At 48.8% G+C, this 25777-nt stretch carries 22 protein-coding genes; 11 read left to right on the plus strand and 11 right to left on the minus strand.

From position 1 onward, the window contains the following. Positions 1-17: 17 nt before the first annotated feature. Positions 18-524 carry a GNAT family N-acetyltransferase gene (locus tag AC6R03_RS11585; protein ID WP_500631268.1) on the plus strand — a complete coding sequence of 169 codons (507 nt, stop codon included), beginning with the start codon at positions 18-20 and terminating at the stop codon, positions 522-524. Between the two features lie 169 nt (positions 525-693). Further along, a complete protein-coding gene (locus AC6R03_RS11590; RefSeq protein ID WP_500631269.1) occupies positions 694-1335 on the plus strand; it encodes an HAD-IA family hydrolase in 642 nt (213 codons plus the stop codon). A 76-nt stretch (positions 1336-1411) separates the two neighbouring features. On the opposite strand, the gene AC6R03_RS11595 is transcribed toward AC6R03_RS11590, so the two are convergent. Together AC6R03_RS11595 and torT are read right to left on the minus strand one after the other, a co-directional pair. Next, positions 1412-1867, minus strand: coding sequence for a methylglyoxal synthase (locus AC6R03_RS11595; protein WP_487901476.1), 456 nt, complete (start codon positions 1865-1867; stop codon positions 1412-1414). A gap of 25 nt (positions 1868-1892) precedes the next feature. Continuing rightward, a complete protein-coding gene (torT, locus tag AC6R03_RS11600) occupies positions 1893-2885 on the minus strand; it encodes a TMAO reductase system periplasmic protein TorT (RefSeq protein WP_500631348.1) in 993 nt (330 codons plus the stop codon). Positions 2886-2974: 89 nt separating this feature from the next. On the opposite strand from torT, the gene torS reads away from it, so the two are divergent. Beyond that, the gene (gene torS / locus AC6R03_RS11605; protein WP_500631270.1) at positions 2975-5860 is read left to right on the plus strand and encodes a TMAO reductase system sensor histidine kinase/response regulator TorS; all 2886 of its coding nucleotides are present in this window, start codon (positions 2975-2977) and stop codon (positions 5858-5860) included. A 56-nt stretch (positions 5861-5916) separates the two neighbouring features. Here the strand turns inward: torS and AC6R03_RS11610 are convergent, their stop codons facing one another. After that, a complete protein-coding gene (locus AC6R03_RS11610) occupies positions 5917-7065 on the minus strand; it encodes an iron-containing alcohol dehydrogenase (protein ID WP_500631271.1) in 1149 nt (382 codons plus the stop codon). A gap of 144 nt (positions 7066-7209) precedes the next feature. On the opposite strand from AC6R03_RS11610, the gene AC6R03_RS11615 reads away from it, so the two are divergent. Continuing rightward, a complete protein-coding gene (locus tag AC6R03_RS11615) occupies positions 7210-8097 on the plus strand; it encodes an AraC family transcriptional regulator (protein ID WP_487901479.1) in 888 nt (295 codons plus the stop codon). 169 nt (positions 8098-8266) lie between these two features. Here the strand turns inward: AC6R03_RS11615 and glgC are convergent, their stop codons facing one another. From glgC to fruB, 5 genes are all read right to left on the minus strand, one after another. Beyond that, positions 8267-9484, minus strand: coding sequence for a glucose-1-phosphate adenylyltransferase (glgC, locus tag AC6R03_RS11620; protein ID WP_500627192.1), 1218 nt, complete (start codon positions 9482-9484; stop codon positions 8267-8269). A gap of 145 nt (positions 9485-9629) precedes the next feature. Beyond that, on the minus strand, positions 9630-11549 hold the full coding sequence (locus AC6R03_RS11625) for a GGDEF domain-containing protein (RefSeq protein WP_500631272.1): 1920 nt from the start codon (positions 11547-11549) through the stop codon (positions 9630-9632). Between the two features lie 221 nt (positions 11550-11770). After that, on the minus strand, positions 11771-13507 hold the full coding sequence (gene fruA / locus AC6R03_RS11630; RefSeq protein WP_500631273.1) for a PTS fructose transporter subunit IIBC: 1737 nt from the start codon (positions 13505-13507) through the stop codon (positions 11771-11773). 54 nt (positions 13508-13561) lie between these two features. After that, positions 13562-14512, minus strand: coding sequence for a 1-phosphofructokinase (pfkB, locus tag AC6R03_RS11635; RefSeq protein ID WP_500631274.1), 951 nt, complete (start codon positions 14510-14512; stop codon positions 13562-13564). A 9-nt stretch (positions 14513-14521) separates the two neighbouring features. Beyond that, on the minus strand, positions 14522-15652 hold the full coding sequence (fruB, locus tag AC6R03_RS11640) for a fused PTS fructose transporter subunit IIA/HPr protein (RefSeq protein ID WP_500631275.1): 1131 nt from the start codon (positions 15650-15652) through the stop codon (positions 14522-14524). A gap of 375 nt (positions 15653-16027) precedes the next feature. Here fruB and cra point away from each other — a divergent pair, with 375 nt between their 5' ends. Further along, complete coding sequence (gene cra, locus AC6R03_RS11645) at positions 16028-17005, plus strand: catabolite repressor/activator (RefSeq protein ID WP_500631276.1); 978 nt, start codon at positions 16028-16030, stop codon at positions 17003-17005. Between the two features lie 100 nt (positions 17006-17105). Here the strand turns inward: cra and AC6R03_RS11650 are convergent, their stop codons facing one another. Then, the gene (locus AC6R03_RS11650; protein ID WP_487901486.1) at positions 17106-17624 is read right to left on the minus strand and encodes a hypothetical protein; all 519 of its coding nucleotides are present in this window, start codon (positions 17622-17624) and stop codon (positions 17106-17108) included. A gap of 216 nt (positions 17625-17840) precedes the next feature. On the opposite strand from AC6R03_RS11650, the gene AC6R03_RS11655 reads away from it, so the two are divergent. The 5 genes from AC6R03_RS11655 to modC all read left to right on the plus strand — a co-directional run bounded on the left by AC6R03_RS11655 (position 17841) and on the right by modC (position 22793). After that, positions 17841-18638 carry a MetQ/NlpA family ABC transporter substrate-binding protein gene (locus tag AC6R03_RS11655; RefSeq protein ID WP_500627188.1) on the plus strand — a complete coding sequence of 266 codons (798 nt, stop codon included), beginning with the start codon at positions 17841-17843 and terminating at the stop codon, positions 18636-18638. Between the two features lie 130 nt (positions 18639-18768). Next, positions 18769-20244 carry a cobyric acid synthase gene (locus AC6R03_RS11660; protein WP_500631277.1) on the plus strand — a complete coding sequence of 492 codons (1476 nt, stop codon included), beginning with the start codon at positions 18769-18771 and terminating at the stop codon, positions 20242-20244. After that, complete coding sequence (gene modA, locus AC6R03_RS11665; protein ID WP_500631278.1) at positions 20241-20996, plus strand: molybdate ABC transporter substrate-binding protein; 756 nt, start codon at positions 20241-20243, stop codon at positions 20994-20996. The genes AC6R03_RS11660 and modA overlap by 4 nt, the downstream gene beginning before the upstream one ends. Further along, a complete protein-coding gene (modB, locus tag AC6R03_RS11670; protein ID WP_500631279.1) occupies positions 20983-21672 on the plus strand; it encodes a molybdate ABC transporter permease subunit in 690 nt (229 codons plus the stop codon). Before modA ends, modB begins: the two co-directional genes overlap by 14 nt. Continuing rightward, positions 21669-22793 carry a molybdenum ABC transporter ATP-binding protein ModC gene (gene modC / locus AC6R03_RS11675; RefSeq protein WP_500631280.1) on the plus strand — a complete coding sequence of 375 codons (1125 nt, stop codon included), beginning with the start codon at positions 21669-21671 and terminating at the stop codon, positions 22791-22793. The genes modB and modC overlap by 4 nt, the downstream gene beginning before the upstream one ends. A gap of 55 nt (positions 22794-22848) precedes the next feature. Here the strand turns inward: modC and AC6R03_RS11680 are convergent, their stop codons facing one another. Then, entirely contained in the window at positions 22849-23286 is a 438-nt protein-coding gene (locus AC6R03_RS11680; protein WP_334551889.1) for a DUF3069 domain-containing protein, read from the minus strand. A gap of 169 nt (positions 23287-23455) precedes the next feature. Here AC6R03_RS11680 and AC6R03_RS11685 point away from each other — a divergent pair, with 169 nt between their 5' ends. Then, positions 23456-24385 (plus strand): GGDEF domain-containing response regulator, encoded by a 930-nt coding sequence (locus AC6R03_RS11685; RefSeq protein ID WP_500631349.1) that lies wholly within the window; start codon positions 23456-23458, stop codon positions 24383-24385. 69 nt (positions 24386-24454) lie between these two features. Here AC6R03_RS11685 and AC6R03_RS11690 read toward each other — a convergent pair whose 3' ends face one another. Next, the gene (locus AC6R03_RS11690) at positions 24455-25690 is read right to left on the minus strand and encodes a GGDEF domain-containing protein (protein WP_500631281.1); all 1236 of its coding nucleotides are present in this window, start codon (positions 25688-25690) and stop codon (positions 24455-24457) included. Positions 25691-25777: the final 87 nt, after the last annotated feature.

Genomic DNA, 25777 nt, shown 5'->3' on the forward strand with positions numbered 1-25777 from the left:
ACGTTAAAAGATATCCCATGCCCAATACCGCCTCTGCCATCACCGAGATGAAAAACCAATGGCTTGCCAGCCAAGTGGACGTTGAATTTCCAACGCCAGAGAGCCTCAAAGGGCACGAACTTTATCAAGCACGCGCTTCAGAGCGAGAGACACACTTGCTTGATCTCAGTGAGTTGTCTCTAGACGAATTCAGTGAGCAAGATGTGTTTGTGGCGGATTTTCATCGCATGACCGTGATGTTTGCCTTGCAACAGGCCAAACAGTGGCAAAGCCAACAAGACAGGGAGTGGATTGTTGAGTTTTTCACTCAGATCATCTACTCAGCGCCTTGCCAATTGATCGTTGCGTTTAAAGGTAATCAACCCGTTGGCGCAGCGTTGGTGACCACGCATCAAGGTGCTGCTTTGGTTTCAGATGTCGTGGTGGAGCCGGAATACAAGCGTTCTGATCTGATTGCAGCGATAGTGAGTAAACTTGAACTCAATCAATGTGATGCTGTATATGCTGAACACAGCGCACATTAAGCGCACGAGATAGTCATTATCTTCATCATTTATTCTACCTACCATTCGTGACGCGTGCGAGGGTTCTCAGCAAAACCCTTCCCTTGTCACTTAAAGTGTTAAGTGACGCATTTGAAATCGTGGCCGCTCGTTTACTATTTTGTTTAACGAATTAACAGAGTGTGCGGCTATGTCAGAAACCCAATGCGTGATATTTGATTGTGATGGAACGCTAATCGACAGCGAGAAGCTGTGTTGCCAAGCGCTGAGTGAGACGTTTCATCATTTTGGTGCTGGGCTTTCTACTCAAGATGCCTTAGCCCATTTTGAAGGGGGGAAGTTGGCTGACATTTTAGCAGCAACGAATGAGCGCCTTGGCTGTCGAATTTCAATTGATCAACTCGAACCTTTTTACCGTGAGCGGCTAGATGACTTGTTTGAACGTCATTTAAAGCCCTCGCCCGGTGCCACCGAGCTTTTGAAGCAGCTCGAAGCGAAAGGGATTGAGTACTGTGTGGCTTCAAATGGCCCAAAAAGTAAAATCCGCCGATCGCTTGAGCTGACAGGGCTTTACCCTCATTTCGAGAATAAGATTTTTTCTGCGTTCGATACCAACAGTTGGAAACCTGAACCGGATCTGATTTTATATACTGCCATGACCATGGGATTTCGCTTAGAAAATTGTGTCTATGTTGATGACACAGTCAAAGGGTTAGAGGCAGGGATTCGAGCGGGGATTAAAACTGTTCACTATTTGGGCGTCAATAATCGAGTGCATGAGCACGCCCTGCCCAAAATTCACGATTTACGCGAACTGACCACCTTGATGTGAAGCGATCGATAGACAAAAACAGCCTGCGACGGTGGCAGGCTGAATACTTGATAAGCGAACTAGGTGAATGAAGGCGTTAGGTACGCTTGGCCAGATACGCCGGGTAGTCAGGGATCTCAATGTCCACTTCTTTCTCAAGTAAGCTCGACTCAAACAGGAACTTGGCCGTTGCGCGGTTGGTAGCAACTGGAATATTCCATACGCTCGCAATACGCAATAGCGCTTTGACATCTGGGTCATGTGGAACCGCGTTGAGTGGATCCCAGAAGAAAATCAGCATGTCGATTTTCCCTTCCGAAATGAGGGCGCCGATCTGTTGGTCCCCGCCCATCGGGCCACTGATCATACTCTTAATGGCAAGGCCGGTCTGTTTACTTAGCATGGTGCCAGTTGTGCCAGTGGCATAAAGAAAGTGACTCTGTAACTTTTCTTTGTTTTCCGTTACCCAGCGCAGCAACTCTGGCTTGCAGTTGTCATGCGCGACCAGCGCAATGTGTTTGTGTGCAGGTAGGGTACGTGTTGTTTTTTCCATGAATGTTCTTCCTGATTATGAATCGTTATTCTTTAGCTAAGACATTAAAAATGGGTCGGTATTCGGATGGAGACAGCGAGGCTTCGATAACCGAACGTGGTAAATGATTGGGCGTTAGCTTAACAATATCGGGCGCAATATGCCTGTCAAAAGGCGCTTGTTTGAGAGATTGAACCGCTTGACGAACCGATAGACGACCTTGCAACACCATCTGATCGCTCGGTGCAAACAGCACTTTATTGCGAAGTAAACCGCGATAGACGCCATGACTGAGGTAGGTAGAGACAAGACCGATATGCGCGCTCTTTCCGCCGAGGCGCAACTCACTGATTGCCGCTTCAATCGCGACCGCACTGCCAATTAGGTAATGGATATCGCGGTTTTCTGTTACGCGCTGAACTAAATTGCGTTGCAGCTCTTTGTCGTTGTCTGCCCAATACACGCCGGTGATAGTGACATCACTGCCTTTAATTGCAGCCTCGATGCCTTGCATCACAGGTTTGGTGCCACCACTTGCCACGGGGCCGGGAAGCACCGCGACGTTAACATGACCACTGCCTTTCGGGTGACGTTTTGCCAAAAACTCGCCAGAGAAATAGCCCATCTCATACCAATCAACACCGACCTCGCCAAGCAAGACGTCATCGTCGTGCTCGGCACTGTCTAACTGATTGATGGTGGCAAAAACCGGGATATCGGCAGAGAGTTGCGCTAATTTGCCCAAATAGATGTCTGGGGCAACGGTACCGAGCAATATCGCATCGGCTTGCCAATCTCGACAGCGTTGCAACTGAGCGGCCTGTTTACTCTGATTGGGGTAGCCGCCCGCTTCCAGTACTTTCAGTGTCACGTTCTGCGCTTGGGCTTCTTGCACCATGCCATAGTTGACCGACAGCCAGTACGAGTCTTTTAGATGCGGATAAAGCGCGCAGATCTTAAACGCGGGTGAGGCAATCGCCACCGATGACCATGATACAAACAGCGCACCAAGCAGCAGAGAGGATTTCAGTGTTGGGATCAAAGTCATTAAGCAATTCATTGGTAAAGTCGTGATAAACCTTGCAAAATATAACCCAATATTTCGGTGTACAGAAGCGATGATTTGTTATGTTACTAGCCAAGGCCAGCATTGGGCGTACGCTCTTATTCGCCTTTGTCTCAATGGGGCTGCTGGTTGTCATCTCGGCGCTGATCGGCATGGCGGGCTTTTCTATGGTGGCGAAAACCGAGCGCGGCGTGGTCAATACGGCAATTCCCTCCATGGTGGAAGCGCGGCAAGTATCGGAGCTCAGCGCTCGTATTCTCTCATCTGTCCATACCTTATCGAACGCGAAAACCGCTCAGCAACATCGTGACTCAGGTCAAGCGCTACTGACACAGCTCGAATCTTTGTTATTGCACATTAAACAACTTGGCGCAGAGGCGTTTGATTCAACCTTATTGGAACAGTTAGAAATCGATGTCGAGCAGGTGATTGATAACGTAGTGCAACTGGGCGTCGTGGTGGAAAAGCGTTTGAGCTTTAACCAGCAACTTTCGGCAGATACGAGGGAGATGCGCCAATTTGCAACGGAGCTTGAAGAGCTCACCCGCACCCAAGTGGCAAACACCAGTACTATCGCGGTGGCCAACGTGACGCATATCTATAATCTGCTTGGTGAAAACAAGCTCACGGATGCCTACCAAGCGCTGGATGCGCTGGTGGAAGTGGACATGGATTTGTCTGAACGTTTGCACGAACTGCATCTGCTGGCGTTTCGATTGCTCAATCAAATTGAAGAGTCGCGGACCATGAATGATGCGCAGCGTATTGAGGTCGTCAGATCCGCATATCAGAACAACATCGAGATTATGCAGCGACGGGTTATGGGAGTCGAAGATCCCACTCGCTCACAGCAAATGGCCGACTTACTGGAACAATTGGCGCAGCGACAATCGGTATTTACGCTATTGCTTGAGCGATACCAAAATGAGCTTGCCGCACAGGCGCTGCTCCAAGCTACCTTTGATCAATTTTCTCAGCTCAACTCGACAGTGACACATCTAGTGGATCAATCCAACCGCTCGACTACTACAGCGGTTGAACGGCTTAAAGGCACGTTGAGCTATGCGCAGTGGCTCTTGGCGATTATTACCGCGCTTGGCTTAGCGGTGGCCATACTCATTGTCTGGCGCGTTGTATATCAATCCGTGCTCAAACGTTTGGATAACTACTCGACCGCACTGCTCACGATCTCTAAAGGGGATCTTAATGTGGATTTTGAGGTGCGTGGTAAGGATGAGTTAGCAGAGATGGGGCGCGCGATTCTGACCGCCCGAGACACCGCCAAAGCGCTGAAAGTGGTGGCTGACAGCGAAGCGAAAGCCAAACAAGCGCTTGAATCACATAAAAGCCACCTGGAAGAACAGGTTGAATTGCGCACTGAGCAACTGCAAACGGCCAATCAACGTCTCAATCAAGAAGTGGAGCAGCATGCTGATGCGCGTTCACAAGCAGAGCAAGCCAGCCAAGCGAAATCCGCCTTTTTAGCCACCATGAGCCATGAAATTCGTACGCCGATGAACGGAGTACTCGGCACCGCCAGGCTACTGACAGAAACGCCGCTTGATCAACAGCAGCAGCGTTACGTCGACATCATCACCCACAGTGGGCGAACCTTGCTGGCAATACTTAATGATGTGCTCGATTACAGTAAAATTGAGGCCGGGCATATGGAGATTCGTCCGGTGTCATTCCCTATCCGCGCTATGGTGGAAGATGTAGTGGCGCTGCATCAGGCCGACGCGTTGGCTAAAGGATTGTCACTCTCATATACGGTTGAAAGCGATGTCGCCGAGAGCGTGTTTGCCGACAGCACGCGTCTTAGCCAAGTGCTGAATAACTTGGTGGCGAATGCGGTTAAGTTTACTGATAGTGGCTACATTGATGTGTATATCGCCAATGATCCAGCGAAAGCTGAGCACGTTTTGTTCGATGTGAGTGACAGTGGCGTAGGAATAGCCCAGCCAGATCAAAGTGAGCTCTTCTCTGCGTTTACCCAAGTGCATCAAGGACAAGGCAAGCTGGGTGGAACAGGGCTTGGGCTTGCGATCAGCCAAAAAATTGTGCGGGCGATGGGCGGCGAGATTGCGCTTGAATCGGATCAGAATCAAGGCAGCCGCTTCTACTTTTCTTTGCCGATGCCTGTAGGGGCGACATCACGCAAAGATTCACACAATCATACAGTGACAACACCGTCTGCTCGCGTATTGCTGGTAGAAGACAATGAAGTCAATCGCTTTGTCGCTGAGGGATTTTTGGCAGCGCTCGGGCATCACACCGACGCAGTCGACACCCTCGCTAAGGGAGCCGCGCGATTTAAGGCTCATACTTATGATATTGCGCTGATTGATATTAATCTTCCAGATGGCAGTGGTGTGGACTTAATGCAAAACATGAAGCGTGACACCGATTGCGAGACGAAGATGATTGCGGTGTCTGCGCACGTGTTCAACCAAGAGGTCGAGCGATACCTGCAAGCAGGATTTGATGGCTATCTACCCAAACCGCTAGATAAAGACGCCCTCGATGCCATGATTCATACATTGATGACGGGAGAAACGGTTGATGATACGCCGCGCCAACCCGCGCCTATAAATGCAGAGGCTCCCAAGCTATTGAACACACAACTGATTGACACCGACATCAAGGTGTTGGGTTTAAGCCAAGTACAAGAACTCGCCGATCTTTTTGCCCGCACTACCCAGACATCGTTAACTCAACTGGAACAGGCATTCGTCGAAAATCATCCTAGCGAGGTGTCTGACATCGCACATAAATTGAAAGGCTCTGCTGCCAGCTTGGGCTTGGAGCAACTGAGAGTACTTTGTCACCAATGGGAAAACTCGCCGAGCGAAGTGGGCAACGACATCACCGGACTTCGCGAGGAGGTCGATAAGTCTTTGCAAGCATTGCAGGCTTATTTAAAGGAAAGATCGGAGAAGCGTGAATAGGTTAAGGAATTAGAAAGAGCAGCGTTTGCTGCTCTTTGCGTTATTAAGCGTTTTGATTAGGCGATCGCCGCTTCAAGAATTTGACGACTGGCCTTAAGGTCAATGGCTTGGTTTTCACCGAGCGCCGACATGCCGTGGCTCTCTAGTTGTGATACGACACTGTCAACGGCCGCGCCTTTATCTGCCTGATACTCATCAAACTGTGTTGACACACCGAGTGAGTGGTAGAAGGCTTCAATGTGCTGAATCGTCTCTTCGGCAAGGTTGTCGCTGGCAGCTAGACCGAAGACGTTTATGCCCATCTGCTCGAGTTTGCCTTTTTTCGCCGCTAACTGGTTGCGCAGTAGGGAAGGTTGCACAATCGCCAGTGAACGTGCGTGGTCAACACCCCAAAGCGCCGTAAACTCATGACCAATCATGTGCGTTGCCCAATCTTGCGGGACACCTGCACCGATCAAGCCGTTAAGCGCTTGGTTGGCCGTCCACATCAGGTTTGCGCGCCACTGATCGTTGTCACGGTCAGCAAATTGTTCACCGAGCTGTTTTAGGTTTTTCAACAATGTTTCTGCGTAGCCATCTTGAACCATAGCGCCATGTTGGTAGGTGATGTACTGCTCACAGACGTGTACCCACGCATCAACAATACCGTTGACCAACTGTTTTTCCGGTAGGGTTTTCATTACGTCCGGGTCCATCACAGCAAATTTAGGCTGCACGAAAGGTGACATGAATGCCAACTTATCATGCGTTTCCGCTTTAGTGATCACGGCGCCTGAGTTTGACTCAGAGCCAGTCGCTGGCAGGGTCAGAATCGCAGCAAGTGGTGTGGCCGAAGTGACAGGGTGTTTACCTGTCAGAATATCCCAGCCGTCGCCATCAACGTGTGCAGCAGCAGCGACGTATTTAGAGCCGTCAATCACTGAACCACCACCCACAGCTAAGATGAAATCGACCGATTGCTCTTTAACGATCGCTACCGCTTTGTCGAGTGTTTCTTTGGTTGGGTTTGGCTCAACGCCAGAGAATTCAACCCAAGAATGCGCGTTGAGTGCCGTGACCACTTGGTCATACGCGCCGTTTTTCTTGATGGAACCACCACCGTAGATCACGAGTACTTTTTGGTCTGTAGGAATTTGCGCAGCGATGTTTGCGATCTGACCTTGACCGAATAAAATTTTGGTTGGATTAACATAGGTGAATTGCATTGACATTACCCTCTTGTGTTATTGGGATAGTATTGATTTTGTATGTGTGCATAATAGTAATCAAATGAGACGGGATAAAGGCGAAATTCTGCATTTATTTTGCCTAATCCTACTTATATTGCTTAGGTGAATAGGTGGTAAGCGATGACGCTGGTGGATTGGATGGAGCAATACGTTGAGCAAAATGGCCTTGACGATTTGGAAGGGGTAGTCGGTACCGCCATTGAAGGCGTGTGGTTTTATCGAAGCTCCAAGGGGAATAAACGCCAACCTTTGGTCTACCAGTCGGGCGTGATCATATTGGGGCAGGGGACAAAACATATCTATCTTGGCGATAAGCCCGTTAAATATGGTGGCGATGACTATCTTGTGGTCGGCGTACCGCTCCCCCTTGAATGTGAAGCCATTGCTGATGCTGGCAAGCCACTGATGGGGTTAACGGTCGATGTCGATCCTCAAGTGCTGCACCGTTTAGTCAATAAGCTTGAAGAGCTAAACGTTCAGCCAAAGGCGATGACGCCTGCGCGCAGTGAAGGGCTCTCTTCAGTGAGTATGGACAACGATATGATGGACGTGAGTTGTCGAATCATGAAGGCACTTTGTCATCCTGTAGAGAGCGCTCTGTTAGGTGAGTCTCTAACTGAAGAGTTGGCACTGAGAGCGCTAATGAGCAGTGAAGGGCATGTGTTGTTCGATTTAGCCAAGCACGAAGGGCATTACGCGCGCGTCGCCAAAGCGCTCGAGTATGTGCATCATCACTACCATGACTCACTCACTGTTCAAGGGTTGGCTGAGACGGCGAACATGAGCATTTCCGCTTTTCATCAAGCGTTTCGCTCTGTGACGTTAGAAACCCCTATTCAGTACATTAAAAAGGTGCGCCTAAACAAAGCGAAAGAGTTGATTCATCTTGATGGATTGAAGGTCAGTGAAGCCGCAAGGCGAGTCGGTTACAACAGCACCTCGCAATTCTCCCGGGAGTACAAGCGCCATTTTAACGAAACACCTCGTGCTGGCGCGTTAGCGGCGTAACCGAGCTATGTCCTAAAAAGGGGAAAGTGAATCGCACGCAATTTGCTGTGTTAATCTGATCGCAAATAGGTGATAATTACTCTCAACAAATCGAAGATTTGTCACCTACCCCTATAGGAGATCTAGTCAATCTCTGAGTGAAGCCTCTAACTTAGGTTAGAGGCTTTTTTTACGAAAAACTGTAACTTTCTGGCACCACCACGATCCCGTCTGATGAAATCTTAAAGCGCTTGGCATCTTCTTTCGCATCGACGCCAATTTCTGTGTTGGCGGGGATTCGGACGTGCTTATCAACGATGCAGTTGACCAAGCGGCAGCCTTCACCCACTTCAACATCATCAAACAAGATGCTGCCAGCGATAGTGGCGCCGTCGTTAATACGCACGTTGGGCGAGATAATGGAATGATGCACTGAGCCACCGGAGTTGATCACGCCATTGGCAATAATGGAATTAATGAAAATACCCTCATTGCCTGTGGCTGAGGAGACGGTCCGTGCTGGAGGAAACTGAGACTCGTAAGTGCGAATTGGCCAGTTTGCCTGATAGAGGTTCATTGGGGGAACGGGTTCGAGTAAATCCATATTGGCCTGATAGAAGGAGTCAATAGTACCGACATCTCGCCAGTAGCAGTCTCTGTCAACTCGACCTTTGTCGTTGCAGAAGTTATAAGCGTAGACGCCTTGCTCTTGGATGAGTTTTGGAATGACGTCTTTGCCAAAATCGTGTGAAGAGTGGCTATCTTTGGCATCCACTTCTAGAGAGCGGGTCAGGGTTTCCATATCGAAGATATAGATGCCCATCGACACAAGACTACGCGTATCATTGCCCGGCAGTGATGGCGGATCTAGCGGCTTCTCAATAAAATCGTCGATGCGGCCGCTTTCGCCCACAGAGACACAGCCAAAGGCTGAGGCTTCACTGCGCGGGACGTCCATACAAGCAATCGTCAGCTTCGCGTTCTTGTCGATATGTTCTTTGAGCATCTCCGCGTAATCCATGCGATAGATGTGATCGCCCGACAAGACGATGACATATTTGGCATCGCTGCGGCTCAAAAGCCATAGATTATGGTAGATTGCATCAGCGGTGCCTTCATACCACTTACCACCACCCCGCATTTGAGGTGGAACGGCGGTGATGTACTCGCCAAGTTCAGGGTTAAAAATCGACCAGCCATCTCGTAGATGTTTTTGTAATGAGTGAGACTTGTACTGGGTAAGGACGAGGATTTTCCGAAGTCCAGAGTGTAGGCAATTGGTTAGGGTGAAATCAATAATACGGTACTTTCCGCCAAAAGGAACGGCAGGTTTTGCGCGATCGTCCGTGAGGGGGCTAAGACGAGAGCCCATTCCTCCAGCGAGAATGACCGTGAGAGCGTCTTGCATACTATTCTCCATAATAGTGCGGGGGTACTACTGGGGTATCAAGAACCGAGCCAACCCGAAGGTGATGGTGTTACCTAAGTATAGCGTTCGATAGGGCGTTTATCTGCGCTATCGTGGTGCGTGAACAAAATAATCTTGCACCAATTTAGACGAAGGCTTGCACCTGATCACTTTTGATCACGGAAATGCGATTTCTGCCCAGATATTTAGAGTCGTAAAGCGCCATATCGGTGCGTTTGTAGGTCTGACTTGGATTCGCGCAGACATCACTGACACCGCCACTTATCGTCACATTATGCATAGAGTGTTGTTCAACCACATTGCGTATGCGATTCGAGACGGCTTCCGCCTCTTCAACCGAGGTGTTAGGCATGATGACAGCAAACTCTTCACCACCGACACGGGCGAGCAAATCCGTTTCTCTTAACTCACCTTTCAATAACTGCGCCACGCTTTTAATCACGTGATCACCGACATCGTGACCGTACTGGTCGTTCACCTGCTTAAAATGGTCAATGTCGAATAAACAGAGCGCTGCCTGTTCCTCTTGCGGATAACGCTTCACACGCATGCATAGGCTTTGCAATTCAATATCAAACTTGCGTCGGTTCCATTGCGATGTGAGGGCGTCTTTTTCACTCAATCGGCGCAGTTGCTGTTCCAATGCCTTCAATTCGGAGATATCGACAAACGAGGCGACATAGAACTGAATCTTGCCATCGTGATTCTTGACCGTTTGTATGCGCAGCAACTCAGTGATAAGGGTGGCATCTTTGCGTCGATTGATGATTTCGCCCTGCCAAATTCCCCTTGTATGAATAGACTCCCACATCTCACGATAGAACTTTTGCGTATGTTCTCCGGAGGCAAACATCGACGGCTGTTGATCTTTGACCTCTTCAAAGGTGTAACCACTAATCCGGCAGAGCTCGTCATTCACTTTGATAATCCGATTGTCTTTATCTGTGATCATCAGAGCAGACATACCGTTTATCGCCGCGCGGGCAATTTTGCTTTCCAAGCTATTTTTGTGGTGATTGTCATTCCAAATGACAAAGGATAGGGCAATCAGAAAAATCACCGCCGAGACAGAACACAACTGAACAAATAGCTCAAAGCGTTCGGCGCGACTGATTTGGTTAGCCTGCTGCGCAGGCATAGTCACGAAGAGCAAAAGCGATTGAGTATGCTGACCGAGGGTAAAATCGATGGTTTGATAGGTCAGCCAAGCATTCGACTCGTGCACTGTTCCTGAAGCGTTTATCGCTTGCTGTCGCCATAGCAATGGGAAGTCATTGGCGACAGAATGCTGGGCTCGGCCGGGGAGCAGATCACCAAACAGCGTCGCTGTATCGGGAGACAGCACATAAAAGCCGTTTGCATTAGCAACGATGGGCTTCGAACCGCTGTTGTCTCGATACGCCAACTCGTCATAAATCATCGACAGATTGAGATTCGCAATAAAGTAGCCTTGTCGGACGCCAGAAGTCGCAACGGGCACGATCACGCGCAGCGCCGGCGTGTACGGGCGTGCGTATTCACCGTGCTCAATCTCGAGATCAATGCCATACACCCCCAGTTGGCCGTCTTCCAAGCTCTGCGCATAAGAAAAATAGTTGCGCCCGGATTTATCTTGCAAAAATACATCTTCAACGATTTGGGTTGTACGACCATTGTGGTTGATACGAATTTTTTCTTGGCCATGGATGTCCAAATAACGCAGTTGCGAGTAGTAGCCTTGGGTTCGAGCGACGAGGGCCCAAAAGTCTTCAATTATACTTCGTGAGAGCGGAGAGGGAGAGTCGATAGCACGGTGCAGCAGGCCATTGTTGGCCAGTTCCATCACAGAGAGTTGGATTTTTTGATTGATGGCATTGAGCTCTGCCACCGCGTAATTGACTTTGGCTTGCTCAATCATGGCGACTTGTTGTGCAGTACGAGTCTCGAGATCATCAAGTCGCTCATAGAAATAAATCGCAGGGACAACAGATAGTGCGCTAAACACGAGGATAAATTGCAACAAAAGTTTGGTCGGAGAGTAGTAGCGCATTGCGTCTAGAGTCATCTTCTGGATTTATTCATCGAAAAGTTTACCCCAGGGGGATATGCAATACTGTGAAGATGGTGGGATTCTATTGAGCTTAACACCCGTTCCAATATTTTTCTTGGGTATTGTGTTTTATATCAATAGAGTTGTTTGATTGCGCCGCTCTAAGCGATAAAAAAGCGCCCCGGAGAGGAGCGCTGAGCAGATTAAGCATAGATCTAATAAAAGGTTGGGGGGTGTTATGCTTGTGCTTGAACTTGTTTTGCGTCACTGCGTGCTTTTAGGAACGCGTAACCAAAGCCTGTTACTGCTGTACCCGCTGCGATAGCGACAAGATACATGACGACTGGAGTAATCGCGTTCGGGATAAGAAGAACGAACAGACCACCGTGTGGTGCCATCAGTTTAGCGCCAAACAGCATAGACAGAGCACCAGTTAACGCGCCGCCTGCCATACACGCCGGGATAACGCGCATTGGATCTTTTGCTGCAAAAGGAATCGCACCTTCCGAGATAAAGCATAGGCCAAGTACGAAAGAGGCTTTGCCTGCTTCTTGCTCGCTTTTCTCAAATTTGTTTTTCGCGATAAAGGTCGCCAAACCCATGCCCAGAGCCGGTACCATGCCCGCCGCCATGATGGCTGCCATCGGTGCGTAAGTTTGTGATGCCAATAGGCCAACACCAAACGCGTACGCTGCTTTGTTGACTGGACCACCTAAGTCGAAACACATCATCGCGCCAAGGATAATTCCGAGAAGTACTGCGCTGTCAGAGCCCATGTTGTTTAGGAAGTCTGTTAGACCGTTCATAATGCCGGAAACAGGACCACCGACGATGTAGATCATGACCAAACCAGTAAAGAGGGTCGCGACAAACGGGATGATCAAAATGGGTTTGAGTGCTTCCATCGATTGCGGAAGTTGTACTTTATCTGCAAGGAATTTCGCGGCGTAACCAGCGATGAAACCTGCGGCGATACCACCAAGGAAGCCTGCGCCTGTTGAGCTTGCGAGCATACCACCGACAAGGCCCGGTGCCAGTCCTGGACGATCCGCAATAGAAAAGGCGATGTAACCGGCGAGCACTGGGATCATCAGCGCGAATGCTGAACCACCACCGATGGTCATCAATGCTGCGGCAAGCGTGCCTTCTTCTTTAAATGCTTCAATACCAAAGACAAAAGAGAGCGCGATAATCAAACCACCTGCAACCACGACAGGGAGCATATGTGATACACCGGTCATTAGGTGTTTGTAGGCCCCTTTCTTCTCATCTTGAGCGGAAGATTGATTAGCTGAGCCAGAATGTTGGTAAACCGTCGCTTGTTCAAAGGCTCTATCCATCTCTTCGGCGGTTTTCTTCAGGGCAGGACCGGTTTTAGTACGGTACATTTTTTTGCCGTTGAAACGATCCAGTGGCACTTCAATGTCCGCGGCGATGATCACTAAGTCTGCGTCAGCAATTTCTTGGTCTGTGAGCTGGTTTTTCGCACCGACCGAACCGCGAGTTTCTACTTTGATTTGGTGACCACGACGTTTGCCTTCTTCTTCGAGTGCCTCAGCAGCCATAAAGGTGTGCGCCACGCCTGTTGGGCACGCTGTGATGGCCACAATCTTCTTCGCAGAAGAGGTGGCTGGAGCTGCAGCAACCGATTGTGTCGCACTGGAAAGGAGTTGTGCTTGGCTAGTTGCTTGCTCAAGGAATGCAACGGCGTCTTTGGTTACAGCGCTGATGTCACTGCGGAACACTTTTTTGCCGACAAAGCGCGCGTCGTCAACTTCAGTATTCGCCGCAATGACGATCACATCCGCTTGATCGATGTCCGCTTGTGAGAGCACATTGGTGTCGACAACGCTTGATTGGCATTCAATGGTCGCGTTCCATGCAAGTTTCTTCGCTGCTTTTTCTAACAGTCCAGCAGCAAGAATGCTATTTGCCACGCCGCTCGGGCAGGCAGTAATGATGGCAATATTCATAATGATAACCTTCTGTTCCTTAGTTTGCTTCTACGTTTTGGCGAACGGATTCGCTTAGGCAAGCTCATTAACTTGAGTATTAAGCTTAATTTGATCCAGCTCTTGTTGGCTGGTCACACCAACGCCGACTTGACTCACTGCAAGTGCAGAGAGGGCTGTGGCAAATTGGAGTAATTCGGTTTTTGGCATCTGTTGCATGTGGCCCCAACATAGACCCGCGACTAACGTATCGCCGGCGCCTACTGTGCTGACCACTTGCATTCTTGGCGGCTTGGCGTGGAGCCATTGATCGTCGTGCAACCACATCACACCGTCAGCGCCCATTGAAACGACAATGTTGTCGATGCCTTTGTTAGACAGGGTTTGTGCCGCGTTTTGGCACGCTTCTCGCGTATCCAGTGTTTGACCTAGGAAATCGCCCAACTCTTCCTCGTTAGGTTTGATAAGCCAAGGTTTGGCATCAAGCCCTGCGGCAAGTGCGGCTTTACTGCTGTCAAACAGGACTTTTTTGCCACGTTCACGCAACTGCGCGATCCATGCTGCGCACTGAGCCGGTGTGACACCACCGGGTAGGCTGCCAGCAAAGACAAAGTAGTCATGATCGATCGCCAGTTCGTGCAGAACTCGCTCAAATTGCGCGATTTGAGCATCGTTTACTTCGACGCCAGGAAAATTGATGTCGCTGACCTCGCCATTTTTCTCCACCAACTTGACGTTGATACGAGTGGAGCCGTCAACTTCGACAAAGCGATCCGTCACACCGATGTTTGAAAACAGTTGGTGGAACAGCTCAGGGTTATCTTTACCTAAAAAACCCGTGACAGTGACGTCAGCACCTAAATCGCGTAGGACCATAGCGACGTTGACCCCTTTGCCCGCCGCTCTTAGGTTGCTCTCTTTGACAAGACTCACGCTACCCACATTGAGGGTATCCAGACTACCGGTCAGATCGAGCGCTGGATTCAACGTGATGGTCACGACTTTATTGGTTGCAATCTCAGACATGGTCGCCCCTTAACCTTCACCAAGGCCAGATTGAATCGCGCTGCCAATGGCTTCCAGTGCTTGAGGTGCATCTGCCCCTTCTGCGGTGAATTGCAGCTGATGACCGTGTTTAACACCAAGCGCAATCACTTTCATTAGGCTTTTCGCGTTAACGGCTTTGCCGTCGCCATCAAGGTTTGCAACGCGAATGTTCGACTCAAACTTTTTCGCTTCCGCCACCAACATCGCGCCCGGTCTTGCATGTAAACCATGTGCGTTTCGAATTTTGAAGACTGCGGTATTGCCATCAGCGCTGGCTTGCTCTGCTTGTTCGCCTTTGAGTAGCGCGATGACTTGCTCGGCACTACCATCAAGCAATGAGGTGTGTTTTTGTTCAAAAACCAACTGCGTCAGGTTTTCTAAGATTGCTTGGTGTGCATTGTTGCACGCTGCAAAGGTGATCAATGCTTTGACGTTTTCACCGTCAAATTGGCATTGATTCGCCGTGGAAACAAAAGAGACACCGCTACGCTGAACGCCTTTTTCACTGCCGACTAACCAAAGCCCTTGACCAAGGTGGGTGGGTGTTTTTGATACGATATCGGCAACAAAATCGTGGTTTGCGCATCCGGTATTTTTGAGCAAACCAGAGGCGACAGCGCTGAGCTGGACCATATCACTGGCTGGAAAGCCCACTTGAACTAACGACGCGTCGAGATCCACTTCTAACTGAACATCGCCATTCAGGAGTGCGACGATTTCATCCGCGGTTTTTACCGATTTTAGGCGTTCTTCAACGCCGTCAGCGCTAAGTACTTTGGTCAATTGCTTAAGAATGCCCAAGTGTTCGTCCGATTTTGCCGCAATACCAATGGCGACGTAGACACGGTTACTGTCACCCCATTCTACACCGTCAGGGAAGTGGTGAATCGCAACGCCTGTCTCTTTGACCATGTGACGGGTGTCGGTGGTTCCGTGTGGGATGGCTATGCCGTTGCCTAAAAACGTCGAGTTTTGCTTCTCGCGATTGAGCATGCCCTCGACGTACTGCGCGTCGACTAAGCCTTTATTCGCTAGTGTCGATGCAATGTTTTGAATAGCGGCAAATTTATCATCGGCCTGTTGCGATAGGGTGATATCAGTTTTAGTGAGCTTGAGCATGGCGCTTCTCCAGCATAAAAGTCATACAGTTCGTTCTCAGTCTGTGGGCGCGGAGTGCAACTTCTGTTGTCTCTTCTCGCTATTTACTTTCATCTTTTTACTGGGCAGTCAGTATAGCTTGAGACCAGTAACTACTTTAGTGAATCGATTCAGCAAATTCGCGCCACAAAAAAGTTTTAGCAAAGAATGGAGTAATATCTATGAGGTTCCCGCCTCAATACTGTTCAACTTGGTTGAAAATAGTGACCTTACTCTTGTTTTGTTCTTTGCTGAATCCTTTCAGCTTTTATACTGAAACGTTTCAGCTTATAATTCAACTCAGCGATAGATCTTTGATGAATTATTATGATCGTGCGCACAGATTAAGGTAGAGATATGACACTAGATGAAGTAGCCAAATTGGCCGGTGTGTCCAAGACAACCGCAAGCTATGTGATTAACGGCAAAGCACAAAAATATCGGATCAGTGAAAAGACACAACGTAAAGTGATGGCGGTGGTGGAAGAGCATAACTATCGCCCGGATCTTGCCGCCAGTACGCTGCGCGCAGGGCAAAGTCGATCGTTTGGGTTGGTGATCCCTGATTTAGAAAACACCAGTTATGCCAAGCTTGCAAAACTTCTCGAACAAAGCTCTCGAAAAGCGGGCTATCAAATATTGATCGCTTGTTCAGATGATGACGCTGATACCGAGAAAAACGTCGTCAATGCGTTGATCAGTCGTAAGGTCGATGGGCTGTTTGTGGCGAGCGCGATGCCAGATGCCAATGAATTTTATCTCGACATCCAAAATAAGGGCACGCCGGTTATCGCGATTGACCGTCCCTTGGACGATGAGTTTTTTTCATGCGTGATCAGTGAAGACTTTGGCGCGGCGAATGAGCTCACTCACTCCGTAATTAGTGACGCCGTCACAACTATTGGCTTAATTGGTGCACTTCCAGACCTCAATATCTCTAAAGAGCGTGAGTTGGGTTTTAAGACGGCGGCAGAAGAGCGAGGTTGCAGTGTAGTAATTGGCTATGGTGACCACTTTAACCGTATTGACGCGAAAAAGGTGATGCGTACTTGGCTGGCCAACAATGAGCTCCCCAATGCGATTGTGACCACCTCGTATACTTTGTTGGAAGGGGTATTAGACGTATTTCTCGAGCAACCAGAGTTGGTCAAAGGCATCAAACTGGGGACCTTTGGTGATAACCGTCTGCTTGATTTCCTTCCCTTTAAAGTGAACTCTTTGCCCCAACAATTTGAAATGATTTCAGACAGCGCGTTGGCGTTGGCACTTAACGCATCGGCAAAACGTTACCATCCGGGTATTGAGTTGATTCCACGTGAGTTGATTGTTCGCTAACCGTTTTAACTAAGATAAGGTTACTAAAACAGGGATACTAAAACCGTGGAACTAAAAAGCGCCAAGACGGCGCTTTTTTCACATCAGAGCAGCACGATCATCAGTACTGAAAACGAACGCTCATCGTCAATTGTGGACCATAGAGTCCGTTGTTTCTTGTCTCGGCTGATAGCGACATCTGCTGAGTAGAGTGAAAACGAAGTCCGGCGTGAAAGACAGAGGAATCATCCAAACGGCCTAATCGCATCGTCGCTTCGACTTGTTCAGTCAACCAAAGACGACCGCCAATGTTCATTTCAATCTGCGTGTCACTGTCACCTGCTACATATTTTGTTTGGTGAAGTAGCATTTGACCATACACATCCGCAAATTGTGTTACTGGTCCATTAAAACCGATACCACCGGCAACGTCATAATCGCCATCAAACTGAGAATCGGCGCGAATGATCAAATGGGAGTTTTCCGTGAATAGAGTGGTGAACTCACCGCCTAATGTCGAGGGATTGGCGCCTACACGCACTTCAAAGTAGTTGTAGCTGAAGTTATTCGCTTGTGCTGATGTCGCCGCAAGAGCCAGCGCGCTGGTAAGTAGGATTTTTTTCAAAACAGTCTCCGACATTGTCAATTTTCCGTCTAAGCGCCACATTGGCTTGGCGTTTTTGCCTAATGAAAATAATATTAGCAAGTTTTAAGCCAGCCATTTGAGGTGGGTGTCATTATTGATGATTTAAAATGATTTGTCGCCTACGAATTGAATTGATTGATTTTTTATATAGAAAGCTTACAGTGGAGCTCTAGCCATCTAAAAGGCTTTTATTAACAATGAGAGGGAAATATGAAGTTAGTCAGTAAGGTGTCGTTGTTAGCATTCATCACGGTAGTCGGACTTACCGGGTGCGGCGAAAAAGAAGAGTCAGTGATTAAAGTTGGAGCGACGGTTGGCCCACACGCCCAGGTTGTCGAGGCGGTAGCAAAACAAGCCGAGCAGCATGGGTTAAAGGTGCAAGTGATCGAGTTTTCGGATTATGTCACGCCAAACGCGGCGCTTGATGATGGCAGTATCGATATCAATAGTTATCAACATCAACCATTTTTAGACAGCTTTAATCAAAATCATGGTACAGAACTTGTCTCAATCGGCCGTTCAATCCTCATGCGTATGGGACTTTACTCAAATAAATACCGCACTTTAGATGCGTTGCCAGAGAAAGCGCGTATCGCGATACCTAACGATCCGACTAATGGTGGTCGCGGTCTATTATTGCTTGCTGATGCGGGAGTGATCACCCTGAAAGAGGGCGTTGGATATGCGGCAATGCTCACTGATGTTGTGGACAACCCTAAACAGTTCGAATTCATCGAGGTCGATGCGGCGCAGTTACCCAGAACTCTGGATGATGTCGATGCTGCGGCAATCACGATGAACTATGTGATGTCATCAGGGCTTGATCCGCAGAAACAGAGTATTTATCTCGAATCGACCGATGCCCCGCTCGCTGTTATGGTCATCGCGACCCGTAAAGGGGAAGAGACTAAACCTGAGTATCAGCAGTTTGTTGAGATCTTCCAATCGCAAGAGACTAAAGCCTTCCTAGCCAAGCAGTTTGGTAGCACGATTGAGGCGGCGTTCTAATTCGCAGAATGATTGAGAGCCCGAGGCATTACCACCTCGGGCTTTTTTTATCGAAACATTAGCGATTGCAAGGTGGGAGTGGTATCGTCAGCCAACATAACGGATGGATTTATTGTAGTTTTTTCTTTATATGAAAACGCCTCTTCAAGCCCTAATGGTACAGGGTACAACCTCTGACGCAGGAAAAAGCGTCGTCGTGGCAGGTCTTTGCCGAGTGTTGGCTCGCCGTGGTGTGCGAGTTGCCCCATTTAAACCACAGAATATGGCGTTAAACAGCGCCGTAACCTCTGATGGTGGTGAAATTGGTCGCGCCCAAGCGGTGCAAGCTTTAGCCTCCGGTGTCGAGCCTAGTGTTCATATGAATCCAGTATTACTTAAGCCCAATTCCGATATTGGCGCACAGGTGATCGTGCAAGGTAAAGCACTGAGTAATATGGAAGCGTGTGGTTACCAGAACTACAAACAGTTAGCGCTGCCTTTTGTGATGGACTCGTTTAGTCAACTGACCGAACACTATGATTCGATTATGATCGAAGGCGCTGGTAGCCCCGCAGAAATCAATCTACGTGAGAATGATATCGCCAATATGGGCTTTGCTGAGGAGGCGGATGTGCCCGTCGTGATTGTCGCCGATATTGACCGGGGCGGCGTGTTTGCTCACTTGTACGGCACTCTGGCCCTGCTATCAGAGAGCGAGCAGCAGCGAGTCAAAGGATTTATTATTAATCGCTTTCGTGGTGATATTTCACTGCTCGAACCTGGCCTTGATTGGCTGGAAGAAAAAACCGGCAAGCCTGTTATCGGCGTGTTGCCGTATCTGCACGGGTTTGAGTTAGAGGCGGAAGATGCCATCAATACTCAGCAATCGCTCAATTCGAGCGCGAAGATTCAGGTTGCGGTGCCAGTGTTTACTCGGATCAGCAATCACACCGATTTTGATGCGTTAAGAAGCAACCCAGACATTCACCTTAGATACGTAGGTAAGGGGGAGTCGCTGTCGGGAGCAGACGTCATTATTTTGCCGGGCTCAAAATCGGTCCGCAGCGATCTTGCCTACTTGCGCAGTCAGGGATGGGATCGCGATATCCAGCGTCATCTTCGTTTAGGCGGCAAAGTGATTGGCATTTGTGGTGGATACCAAATGCTGGGTCAGAAAATTGATGATCCTTTGGGGTTAGAAAGTGACGCAGGCAGCACAGCAGGGCTAGGGTACTTGCAGACTCAAACGGTGATCACCGACTCCAAAACGCTAACGAATGTGGATGGCCAACTCTCATTAAATGGCAGCACGGTGCCCGTATCAGGCTATGAGATTCACGCTGGTCGCACTCAAACCACAGATGTATCGCCCATTATGCTCAGTTCGGGTGAGAGGGATGGCGCGTTGAGTGAGTGTAATCAAGTCTTTGGGACCTATTTACATGGTATCTTTAACTCGGCCGAGGCGACGACGCAGATTATGCGTTGGGCAACCGATGAGGATATCGGCGCGATAGACCATAATGCGCGCCAACTTGAAGCCATCGATCGTATTGCTGATGCCATCGAGCAGCATTTGAAACTGGATTTACTCTGGCCAGAACTAGAGACACAGAACAAACAATGAAACAACGATTTTCACTTTTCTTCGCTTTGTGGTTAAGCCTTGCTTTTCACGCTCAGGCGCAAGACAAACTCACGGTCTATGCTGCCGCGTCGATGACCAATGTGGTCTCAGAGCTCGTGAATGAATTCGAGCAGCAGCGTGATGTTTCGGTGACCACTGTGTTTGGTGGCTCGTCATCCCTAGCGCGGCAAATTGCCTATGGCGCTCCCGCAGACGTGTTTATTTCAGCGAACCATCAGTGGGTGCAATATTTGATCGACAACGGCAGTGTAGAACCACACCAGGTGAAACAGATAGCGGCAAACCAACTCGTCGTCATTGCCAAGAAGCAGATCGCTTTGGCTGTCGGGGACGTTCAATCTTGGCAACAAGCGCTAAACGGGCAAAGACTCGCGGTTGGGCAAACCGACACGGTTCCCGCTGGTATCTATGCGAAACAAGCGCTGACTTGGCTTGGCGTCTGGCAGAGCGTAGAGATGTCGCTCGCGCCGAGTAAAAGTGTTCGTGCTGCTCTAGCGTTAGTGGAGCGAGGTGAAACGCCATTAGGGATTGTCTACAAAACCGATGCGATGCAATCAGAGACGGTGACAGTGGTAGCCACGCTTTCAGAGCGTAGCCACGAACCGATTCAATATCCTGCTGCTGTTGTGAGTGACAATGTCACGGCGAACGAATTTCTTGATTATTTGCAAACGCGTGACTCAAGAGCCCTGTTTACACAATACGGATTTTTAGTCAGTGATGCTCAGTGATTACGAGATTCAAGCCTTATCGCTCAGTTTGAAAATAGCGGGGGTGGCGGTGCTATGGCTGATCCCCCTCGGTATCTTGTTGGCGTGGTTGCTGGCTAGAAAGTCGTTTCTCGGACGTAGTGTGCTAGATAGTCTTATCCACCTACCACTGGTGTTACCCCCTGTTGTGATTGGCTATTTGCTGCTGATTTCCCTTGGTCGCCAAGGCTGGCTTGGCCAGTATCTGTTTGAGCATTGGGGGCTGGTCTTCGCCTTCAGTTGGAGAGGCGCGGTAATTGCGTGCATGATTGTCTCTCTACCATTGATGGTCAGGGCGGTTCGTTTGAGTCTAGAGTCCATCGACCCACGCCTTGAAGAAGCAGCGGCCACATTGGGCGCTTCCCCGTTGAAAATCTTTACCACCATTACACTGCCTTTAACCCTACCAGGTATTATTACCGGTACTATGCTCGCCTTTGCGCGCAGCTTAGGTGAATTTGGTGCCACCATCAGTTTTGTCTCCAACATTCCTGGCGAAACGCAAACCATTCCTTTGGCGATGTATACCTTTATCGAGACCCCGGGCGCAGAGTATGCAGCAATGAGGCTTTGTCTCATCTCAATTGCGATTGCGTTACTCTCTCTGTTTATCTCTGGCTGGTTAAGCCGAGTTAGTCAAAAAAGGCTAGGGCAATGACGAATTCTCACGCGCTGAACGTTCAGTACCGCACCCGACTCGGTGATCAAACGTTTGATATCGACCTTGAGTTGCCCAATCGCGGCATTACCGCCATCTTTGGCCGTTCGGGGGCGGGCAAAACCAGTTTGATTCATTCTGTCGCTGGTCTTCATACGCCCCTAGAAGGGCGGATTCAACTCAATGACCGTGTGTTGTTTTGCTCGCAAAATAAGATCAATGTCCCGGTGCATCAGCGCAATGTGGGTTACGTGTTTCAAGAAGCCCGCTTGTTTCCCCATTATCGCGTTGAAGGTAACTTGCTGTATGGCGTGAAGGGGGATGATAAGGCACATTTCGATAAGGTGGTGGACACGCTCGATCTCGGTGCGCTGTTGAGTCGTTACCCTAAAGCGTTGTCTGGGGGAGAAAAGCAGCGCGTCGCAATAGGACGAGCATTGCTGCGCAAGCCAGACATACTCCTGATGGATGAGCCGCTTGCGTCATTGGACATGCCGAGAAAGCGCGAAGTGATGCCATATCTTGAGCAACTTGCTGCCGATATCGACGTGCCTATTCTTTATGTTTCCCACAGCTTGAATGAAGTATTGCGTCTGGCTAATCAACTGGTGGTGATCGATGACGGTCGGGTGGTGGCTTGCGATAATATTGAGGCGGTTTGGTCTTCGGACGTCATGCGCCCGTGGCACTCGTTTTCGGAGCAAAGCTCGCTGTTCGAAGCTCGTGTCCTGCGCCACAATCATGACTATGCGTTGACTGAGGTGAGTTTAACGCCTGCGCATTCGCTCTGGGTTCAAAAAATCAACGTCCGTGAAGACGACTTAGTACGGCTGCAAATTCGCGCCAATGATGTCTCTTTAGCTCTAGAGCCGCCAAAGCAAACCTCGATTCGTAATAGCCTTAAGGTCACGATTGAGGAATTGGAAGAGGTGCGTCATGGTGAGCAACGGCAAAGTGTGACCGTCTATTTGCGCCTAGATGAAAGACGAACCCTCAAAGCGACCATTACTCAGTGGGCCAAAGATGAGTTGAATTTAACACCTGGGATGACGGTCTACGCCCAGATCAAAGGCGTGAGCGTGACTCAAAAAGACATTGCGCTTGCTCACGGTGACAGGTAGCCATTAAAAAAGCGCCTTGCGGCGCTTTTTCAACAAAACGGTTGTGATGCGATCATTACTTCGCAAAGACATCCGTAAAGTCGCGTTTAAGAATAGGGTCGCGGCGTGCTTTTTTAATTTGCTTAACCATATCTTTTACGCAGTTGTGCAGGACTTGGTCGAGAAGCTGCGCACGGTACTCTTCTTTTTGCTCATCTGTCATCTCTTTAGGCAGATTAAGCGTTGGAAACTCTTCCATTACGTTAAGCCCAGCAAACGCTTGGCTTACCGACACAAGCGCATGGAACTGCTCAAAGTTATCGAGAACATTTTGCGCACTGTTTGGCAGTTGTTCCCAAGATTCGCGCACGGCTTCTTCCGATACTTCATGAATTGAGACGACCATGTTGTGCATAGCTTCTGGTACGCCATCAAACTCAATCACTTGACGAAGTTCAGCGGAAACGGTGGACAGGTCTACGACAGCTTGTTCTGCTTGATTCTCGTCAGACATAAGGATGCTCTCTTTAATTACTAAAATTAGGGCGTTATCGTAAAAAAAACCGTATAAAAGTCAACATAAGTTGGCTGAACATAGGGCGGTAAGGTATGCTCTTAGATAACGGATTACGATATTCATGAATTAAATCAAGGTAGTTAGCGTGGATAAAGCAGGTTCTTCGATGAAAATCTTGCTAGTGGATGACGTGCAAATGGAACGCATGCAGCTAGCCATTCGACTTAAGCAGCTTGGCCATACGGTCGAAATGGCGGATTCTGGCGCCGGTGCTTTGGATATCTATCCCACCTTTGAACCTGATTTGGTACTGCTCGATATCAGCATGCCGGATATGAACGGCTTTGAAGTTTCATCTCGAATTCGTGATTTGTATGAAGAGTGGGTACCGATCATTTTTCTAAGTGGTCACGATGAGCCGGCGATCATCGCTAAAGCCATTGAAGCTGGCGGCGACGACTACTTGATTAAGCCCGTGGATAAAATCGTTCTTAACTCTAAGTTGATTGCCATGCAGCGCATCGCTGCCATGCGCCGTGAATATAAAAAGAAATCCGCCGCCCTTGAAGAGGCCAATCGTCTGCTTGAAAAGTTGGCGACAGAAGATGGCCTTACTAAAGTCGCAAACCGTCGCTCAATCGATGAAAAAACTCGTGAGCTGATTGCGTTTCATGGTCGCCATCATCTGCCCCTCGGGTTCATACTGCTGGATGTAGACCACTTTAAACTTTACAACGACACGTACGGCCACATTGAAGGGGACAAGTGCCTTGTTGCCCTTGCGAGTGCATTGTCGGGCTTGTTTGTTCGTAATGGCGAAGTGGTGGGCCGTTATGGTGGTGAAGAGTTCATTGTGCTGCTCGGCTATACAGATGAAAACAAGGTTGAGCAAGATGCGCAGCGCATCCACAATACCGTTGAAGCGTTGGCTATCGCTCACGAATCTTCATCCATTCATCAAAACGTGACCGTGTCACAAGGTGTCTATTCCTTTGTTCCTAGCGGAAAGGAGACATTGGAGTCGGTATTTGAGAAAGTGGATAAAGCTTTGTACCAAGCCAAGGCGTCTGGCCGAAATCGATACGTGATTGTGTGAGCGCTGGTTGCACTCTTCATTTATGCACTCTTTATTTATGTTGCACTTGATTTACGCGTATTGGGTTTATTATGCGTAAGCGACTCGGTTACGCCCGGCCTTTTTCGCTTTATATAAAGCGTTGTCCGCTTCTTTAATCACTTGAGAGACTTTGCGTGTTTCCTGGCTGTCGCAGACACCAATACTGATGGTCACGCTTACCGAGTCTGGGTTTTTCGCCGAACCGCGCTGTTTCGTCCCTTGTTTGTTGTCTTTTGGCCGCGCAGATTGATCGCGTAACATCATTTCGTACTCTTCAATCGACACTCTCAACGCCTCTAGATGCTCTTTTACCTGCTCGGCGTACCGCCCTTTAAATATGACGGTGAACTCCTCACCCCCGTAGCGATACACTCGGGCTCTACCGCCCACTTGCTGAAGTTTACTGGCGACTAAGCGTAGCACATCGTCGCCGGTGTCATGGCCATAGGTGTCATTGAACGACTTAAAGTGATCAATATCGAGCATGGCAATCGTAAATTTTCGACCCAGGTGTTTTAAGTCTGACTCAAGTGCCAATCGTCCAGGGATATTGGTCAAACGATCGTTAAACGCCATTTCGTAACTGGCTGACAGTAAGTAAACCAGCAGCAATATGCCTGCAAGAGAGAACATGGTGCTCGAAATAAAAGGCACATGGAAAAAGATAAAAGTCACAGATGCAAGCAGTATTGATGAGTAAATCACCACATCGATAATGCGATTTTTTGCCATGACCAATATCGCGCCACTTAAAGTGATGGCAAACATGTAAAGCACAAGAATCAGTGGGATTCGCGATACGGCGGGTTCGATAAATAAAAATGTTGAGTTGATGTCGTCGAAACCACCATCGTAGAAGTGAGCCAATACGAGGTAGCACCAGACGATAATAAGTGACAGTGTCACTAGATAAAGCCCAAATGAGCGAGACATTAAACTCGAATCTTTGTAGGGATAGACACTGAGTAGTGCAATAGGCAGCAAAAAGGCCAACAACGACAACTCAAGCACCGTTGTGCCGGTCGATAGTGGAGATTGTAGTCGAGACTGTATCAACCAGTAGGCAAGCAGAAGGGTCGTGGCGACCATGGCTATTCGGCTCTGTTTGAACGCGTTCGCTAACGCTATCGCACAAATAAACAGAACAAAAGGCAGTTTCGAGGTGATATCTAGGTTGGCTTGCGTCAATGTGATGACATTGTTCATACCAGACGCGATGAATATCAGTAGCAGTAGCGGAAACGACAACCGAAACCAATTAGCGGAAACTACTGACAGTGACATGCAACAACCAAACCCACAGAAAAAGACACATTGAATAGCAAAAGATAAGAATACTTTGATTTGCTGAAAATCCAAGCTTTTTACTAA

The sequence above is a fragment of the Vibrio sp. R10-SG-ISO4 genome, assembly GCF_059834135.1.